The following is a 6,132-nucleotide window of genomic DNA, read 5'->3' as shown; positions in this document are numbered from 1 at the left end:
GCGCAGGGCGCGCCGGGGGTAGCCGAGGCGGCCCCAGGCGCGGACCGCTTCGCCGGGCGCCTCGGCGGCCAGGTCGGCCGGCCGCGGCCAGCGCGCGAGCCACTGCTCGTACACCGGCAGGACGCGGTTCACGGGGGTCTGCTGCAGCATGAACTCGCTGACCATCACGCCCCACGGGCCCGCCTCAGGCCGGCGCCACGGCAGATCGCGCGCGTGCGCGTCGAACCAGGCGATCACAGGGGTGTGCAGGGCGTGGGGGGAGTCGACGGCTTCTGGCGTGTGTGTGGTTGCAGTCATGGCAGGGCCGATCCTGCCATGGGGGCGGCGCCGGGGGCGCCCGGCGTGGCCGGGCCGGACGGGCTTCGCGGACCGGTGCAGGACGTGACGGCCGGCAGGGGTGCGAGACGGGAGGGCCCTTGTGGCGTCGTCGAGTGGTGCTCTTCCGGCGCCGGGGGGGCGATCGTCGCCTACGAGGCCGGGCCGGCGGGCCGGTCGTCGGGGTGACCCGACTCATCGGGCCGACCGGGATGACTGCTGTAACCGCCGTAACCGCTGTAATCGGACTGGTGGGGCTGGTGGGGCCGACCGCTGTGTCCGGGCTGCTCGGCGTAACCGGGATAACCGGTGTAGCCGGTGTCGGCAGAGCCTCGGGTGTCAGGCCGCTCGCCGTGACCGGCCGGGTCGTAACCCCCGTAACCGCCATAACCCCCGTGACCCACGGGCTCGTGCCCCGCCTGCCCAGGCTGACTCCCGTAACCCTGACCTGCGTACCCGTGATCCGCGGCCGAAGGCACACCGTGACCGCCCGGCACGGCACGGCCGGGCCCCGCGAACCAGCGGACCACTCCGGTCGACGACCCCCGCATCGACTCCACCACGCGCCCCGCGGGCCGCTCCCCGAGCCGTAGCACCAGGAAGGCGACCAGCGCGCCCAGCAGCAGTCCGACCGCTACGTCGTGCGGATAGTGCACACCCACGAAAACCCGGGAGAACGCCATCAGGACGGCCATCGGCAGCGTGAGCCACCCGATGCCCCGCCACGCCAGAGCCAGAGCGACGGCCGCGGCCCCCGCGATCGTCGAGTGGTTGCTCGGGAACGACCAGTCGCCCACCGGCGGGCATGTCACCAGGGACGTCGCGGCGCCCGACACGGCACGGCACGGTCGTTCCTCGTCCACCAGGGACTTGAACAGCTCGCTGCCCACGTACGCGAGTGCGGTCGCCAGTGGCGCCAGTACGGCCACCGCGAGCGCCCGCGACTCCGAGTGCCGCGTCCGCCACCAGGCGACGATGAACAACACCCCGAACAGGAGCAGGCCGCCCTCCGTCCACAACTCCGCGACGTGCTGAGTCCACTCGGGCGTGTCCGCGGCGAAGTCGGTGATGTCGCGGTACAGGCCGGAGGTGTCTATAGGGGTGTTCGGGTCCATGGCATACATGGTGAAGGACGGTACGGAGTGCTCCCGCACCCGCGCCCCCTACCCGATGTCACGTCCAGCACCTGACGAAAGGAGGCCCCTGTCCGACAGGGGTCCTCAGGACACCGGAAAACCCTGTCCGAAGAGCCCGCCTGTGGACTCGAAGAGCCCACCTGTAGAGGGGCGTTGGCACCGCCGTGGTCCTCGGATCGGAATGATGATCCGCAAAAGATGCGCATCGAGGCGGCGGGTGGGGCGGGAGATGAGCGCGATCTCTCGTACAGTTTGCGCCGTGGGATCTCTGCGCAATCCGATCGGGCCGCTTCCCTCCTCCATCTACTGGCGACGGAGGGCCGTTCTGCTGTCCCTGCTCGCGGTCCTGGCCCTGCTCATCGTCTGGGCGTTCAACCTTTCGGGCGGCGGCAGCGACAACGGCGCCGACGGGCCCAACGGCAAGAACCCGGCGCCCTCCATCACCCCCGGCCCCTCAGGATCAGGCCCTGCCATCAGTGAACAGCCGGGCGGGCGCGACGAGTCGGGCGACGGCGGCGACGGAGACGGAGGCGGGGGTGACGGTTCCGGCGACGACGGATCGGGCGACGGCGACGGCAAGGGCGGCTCCGAAGACGACGGTGCCGGCGCGGACAGCGGCAAGGGCGGCGGCGGTTCGGGTCAGCGCGTACCCGCCGGATCCAGCCTCCCCAACTGCACTCCCGGAAACGTCAAGTTGACCCTGCGCAGCATCCACAACACCTACGAGCCTGGCGAGAAGCCCCGGCTCGAACTGGTCGCCACCAACAGCGCGGGCAACGACTGCAAGGCCGATCTCGGCCCGAAGAAGGCCGTCCTGACGATCACTCCGCCGGGCAAGGACGAGCCGATCTGGTCCTCCGAGGACTGCCCGAGCGGCGCCGGCAGCGTCCTGCTCCGGGTGCCGGGCGAAGGAAAGATCACCCAGACCTTCGAGTGGGACGGCAAGCCGAGCGCCGAGAAGTGCCAGTCGCCGCGGCCCGGATCGGCAGGCCCCGGCACGTACTTGGTCGAGGTCGTCTCCCCGGACCTGAGCACGGCCCGTACGTCCTTCGTCATCGAAAAGGCCTGAGGCGCGCAGGCAGTCCGTGCGCGCGGACTGCCGGGGCGCTACACCGCTACACGTACCGCTCGAGGATCGACGACTCCGCGAGGCGTGAGAGGCCCTCACGGACCGAACGGGCGCGGGCCTCGCCCACGCCGTCGACCGTCTGCAGATCGTCGACGCTCGCGGCGAGCAGCTTCTGCAGTCCGCCGAAGTGCTCGACGAGCCGGTCGATGATCGCCCCGGGCAGTCGCGGCACCTTGGCGAGCAGCCGGTACCCGCGCGGGGACACCGCCGAGTCGAGCGTCTCGGGCGACCCCGTGTACCCCAGCGCCCGCGCCACCATGGGCAGTTCGAGCAGCTCGGTGTGGGTGAGCTTGTCCAGCTCGCCCAGCGCGCTGTCGACCGTGCGGGCGCGCTTGGCGGTCGGCTCCGGTACGTAGTCCCGCACGACGAGTTCGCGCTCCGGCTCCACGCCCGCGATCAACTCGTCGAGCTGCAGGGCGAGCAGTCGGCCGTCGGTGCCCAGCTCGACCACGTACTCGGCGATCTCGGTGGCGATGCGGCGCACCATCTCCAGGCGCTGGGCGACGGCCGTGACGTCACGAACCGTCACCAGGTCCTCGATCTCGAGGGCGGAGAGGGTGCCGGCCACCTCGTCGAGGCGGAGCTTGTACCGCTCGAGGGTGGCCAGTGCCTGGTTCGCCCGGGAGAGGATCGCGGCGGAGTCCTCGAGGACGCGGCGCTGTCCGTCCACGTAGAGGGCGATCAGGCGCATCGACTGGGAGACCGAGACGACCGGGAAACCGACCTGCTTGCTGACCCGGTCCGCGGTGCGGTGCCGGGTGCCGGTCTCCTCGGTCGGGATCGTCGGGTCCGGCACCAGCTGCACACCGGCCCGCAGGATCTTGGTGATGTCCTTGTCGACGATGATGCCGCCGTCCAGCTTGCAGAGCTCCCGCAGCCGGGTGGCCGTGAACTCGACGTCGAGGACGAAACCGCCCGTACACATCGACTCGACGGTCTTGTCCCAGCCGAGCACGATGAGCCCGCCCGTGTTGCCGCGGAGGATGCGCTCCAGGCCGTCACGCAGCCCGGTGCCCGGAGCCACAGCGCTCAGTGAGGCGCGCATCAGCCCGTCAGCACCGGAACTCGCGCCCGACTTTCCGGGAGCTGCCGCCCGGTCGTTGGCTGCCACTGCACTCCTCCGGTCGCAGGTTGTCCATGCCCTGTTCGTACGCCTGGGCGAGACCGGGGCAAAGTCTACCGGCGGTCGGCGCTCTCCCGCGGGGCCTCTGCCCCACGCCTCTTCGGCAGGACCCGCAGGGCGTCCCCCATGTCGGCAACTTCGGTCACCTGCATGCCCGCCGGGACCTTGCCCGGATCGCCGGGCACGAGCGCGTGCGTGAAGCCCAGACGGTGCGCCTCGGCGAGGCGGCGCTGCACTCCGGTGACCCTGCGCACCTCGCCCGCGAGGCCCACTTCGCCGATGGCGACGAGATTCTTCGGCAGCGGGGTGTCGCTCGCGGCGCTGGCCAGGGCCAGGGCGACCGCCAGGTCGGCGGCGGGCTCGGACAGTTTCACACCGCCGACCGTCGCGCTGTAGATGTCGCGCTTGCCGAGGGCGCTGATACGGCCGCGCTGCTCGAGGACGGCCAGCATCATCGACACCCGGGAGGTCTCCAGACCGGATGTGGTCCGGCGTGGGGACGGGATCTGCGAGTCGACCGTCAGGGCCTGCACCTCGGCCACCAGCGGGCGCCGTCCTTCGAGGGTCACCGTCAGGCAGGTGCCCGGCACCGCCTCGGCACGCCGGGTCAGGAACAGGCCGGACGGGTCGGCGAGTCCGGTGATGCCCTCGTCGTGCAGCTCGAAGCAGCCGACCTCGTCGGTCGCCCCGAAGCGGTTCTTGACTCCGCGCACCAGGCGCAGCCGTGCGTGCCGGTCGCCCTCGAAGTGCAGGACCACGTCGACGAGATGCTCCAGGAGACGGGGGCCCGCGATGGCGCCGTCCTTGGTCACATGGCCCACCAGGAGTGTGGACATACCGCGCTCCTTGGAGGCGCGGATCAGCGCGCCCGCCACCTCACGGACCTGGGCCATGCCGCCTGGAGCGCCGTCGATCTCGGGTGAGGCCACGGTCTGTACGGAGTCCAGGACGAGCAACGACGGCTTGACGGCGTCCAGATGGCCGAGGACGGCGGCCAGATCCGTCTCGGCGGCCAGATACAGGTCGTCGTCCAGGGCGTCGATGCGGTCGGCGCGCAGCCGGACCTGGCTCGCCGACTCCTCGCCCGTGACATACAGCGTGCGGTGGTCGGGGCCTGCCGCCTTGGCCGCGACGTCGAGCAGCAGCGTGGACTTGCCCACGCCGGGCTCGCCGGCCAGCAGGACCACGGCGCCGGGGACCAGGCCGCCGCCCAGGACCCGGTCCAGTTCGTCCACGCCCGTGGAGCGGGCGGTCGCCGTGCGGCCGTCGACCTGGCCGATGGGCAGTGCGGAGCTCGTGACCCGGCCGGGGGCCGTGGTGCGGACCGCGGGCACGCCGTACTCCTCGACGGTGCCCCAGGCCTGGCACTCGGGGCAGCGGCCGAGCCACTTGGCCGTCTGCCAGCCGCATTCGGTGCAGCGATAGGACGGACGGTCCTTGGTGGATTTCGTACGGGCAGCCATGCAGGGAACCGTATAGCGGGGCACTGACAGCGCGGAGGCGGGGCGTGTGTGCCGCTCCGCAGGCGCTGCCGCGGCCCCCGCTGCGGTACGCACCGGGCCGTCGAGACGCTCCCTGAGGGCACCCGAAATGCCTGTCCTGAGGAGCCAGAAAACTCCCGTGCGGCCGTGTTCGACGGCCGTGCTTCCGGACATGGCCGTGCTTCCGAACAGGGGGCGCACAGTGGCGTTTTCATGGACCGTCGAGCGGTGGCCGCCCGGTTGCGTCAGCAGTTCGCCGGAATCGAGGTCAGTGCGCGGGGCGGGATGCGCCGGGTGTCGAGCACGGGGCGCCGGGTGCCGGGTGCAGCCTGCAAGCGCACCCCGGCCGGTACCGGCTTGCCCCGGAATTCAGGGTTCCTGTCCCCTTTCGAGCGATCTGTTCACCCGTAAGGATTAAAGGTGCCGGAGCAGGCGGACCGTGCGGGGCCCGGCCGCCTACGGTCGCACGGGTGACGACAAGGAGCCCGGAACACCCCACGCACCGCACCGGCGCACACCGGGCGCACCCGCGCGCGTCCCGATCGGTTCCCGCGGCGCCACCGGCGCGGTACGAGCCTTATCTGGACGGCCTGTTCACGTACTGCCTGTCGGTCCTGTGCGACCACGACGTGGCGACCGCCGCCCTGGGCGACGTCCTCGCGCTCGCCGAGCGCCGGGGCACGCGCGCGCCGGCCGCCGACTCCGAGCGCAGGGCCTGGCTCTATGCCCTGGCGCGTTGGGCCTGTCTGCGCCAGCTGGCCGAGGCCAGGCGCCATCGCCAGGCCGCACACCGCGCGCGAACTCCCGCCGCGGACAAGGCGGATAAGGCAGACAAGACGGGCAATACGAGCAAGGCGGGCGCGACGGCGGGCAAGGCCGGAGCGGAGGGCGGCGGCCCGCCCGGCGCCGACGCGCCGGGACGGCTCGCGTCCGGCACCGCGCGGACGG

At 71.9% G+C, this 6,132-nt stretch carries 3 protein-coding genes and 3 pseudogenes; 2 read left to right on the top strand and 4 right to left on the bottom strand.

The genetic code is table 11. The features are described 5' to 3' along the window. Both DY218_RS25955 and DY218_RS35440 read right to left on the bottom strand, forming a co-directional pair. Positions 1-297, bottom strand: a pseudogene (locus tag DY218_RS25955) (A/G-specific adenine glycosylase); the annotation flags it as partial. 497 nt (positions 298-794) lie between these two features. After that, positions 795-1,439, bottom strand: a pseudogene (locus DY218_RS35440) (phosphatase PAP2 family protein); the annotation flags it as partial. Between the two features lie 271 nt (positions 1,440-1,710). Here DY218_RS35440 and DY218_RS25945 point away from each other — a divergent pair. Further along, positions 1,711-2,520: a hypothetical protein gene (locus tag DY218_RS25945; RefSeq protein WP_128558561.1), complete on the top strand. Its 810-nt coding sequence runs from the start codon at positions 1,711-1,713 to the stop codon at positions 2,518-2,520. A 46-nt stretch (positions 2,521-2,566) separates the two neighbouring features. Here DY218_RS25945 and disA read toward each other — a convergent pair whose 3' ends face one another. Both disA and radA read right to left on the bottom strand, forming a co-directional pair. Next, positions 2,567-3,691, bottom strand: coding sequence for a DNA integrity scanning diadenylate cyclase DisA (gene disA, locus DY218_RS25940; RefSeq protein WP_128558560.1), 1,125 nt, complete (start codon positions 3,689-3,691; stop codon positions 2,567-2,569). 65 nt (positions 3,692-3,756) lie between these two features. Continuing rightward, a complete protein-coding gene (radA, locus tag DY218_RS25935; RefSeq protein WP_128558559.1) occupies positions 3,757-5,166 on the bottom strand; it encodes a DNA repair protein RadA in 1,410 nt (469 codons plus the stop codon). Positions 5,167-5,654: 488 nt separating this feature from the next. On the opposite strand from radA, the pseudogene DY218_RS25930 reads away from it, so the two are divergent. Continuing rightward, positions 5,655-6,132, top strand: a pseudogene (locus tag DY218_RS25930) (hypothetical protein); the annotation flags it as partial.

It is taken from the genome of Streptomyces triticagri, assembly GCF_003429565.1.
GTDB classification, from domain to species: Bacteria; Actinomycetota; Actinomycetes; order Streptomycetales; family Streptomycetaceae; genus Streptomyces; species Streptomyces triticagri.
The sequence above is the reverse complement of the archived record's forward strand: the minus strand, read 5'-3'. Positions and strand labels throughout refer to the sequence as shown.

Bases quoted from the DNA above. Each gene is read 5' to 3' on its own strand.
- radA (WP_128558559.1), bottom strand. From the start codon at position 5,166: ATGGCTGCCCGTACGAAATCCACCAAGGACCGTCCGTCCTATCGCTGC.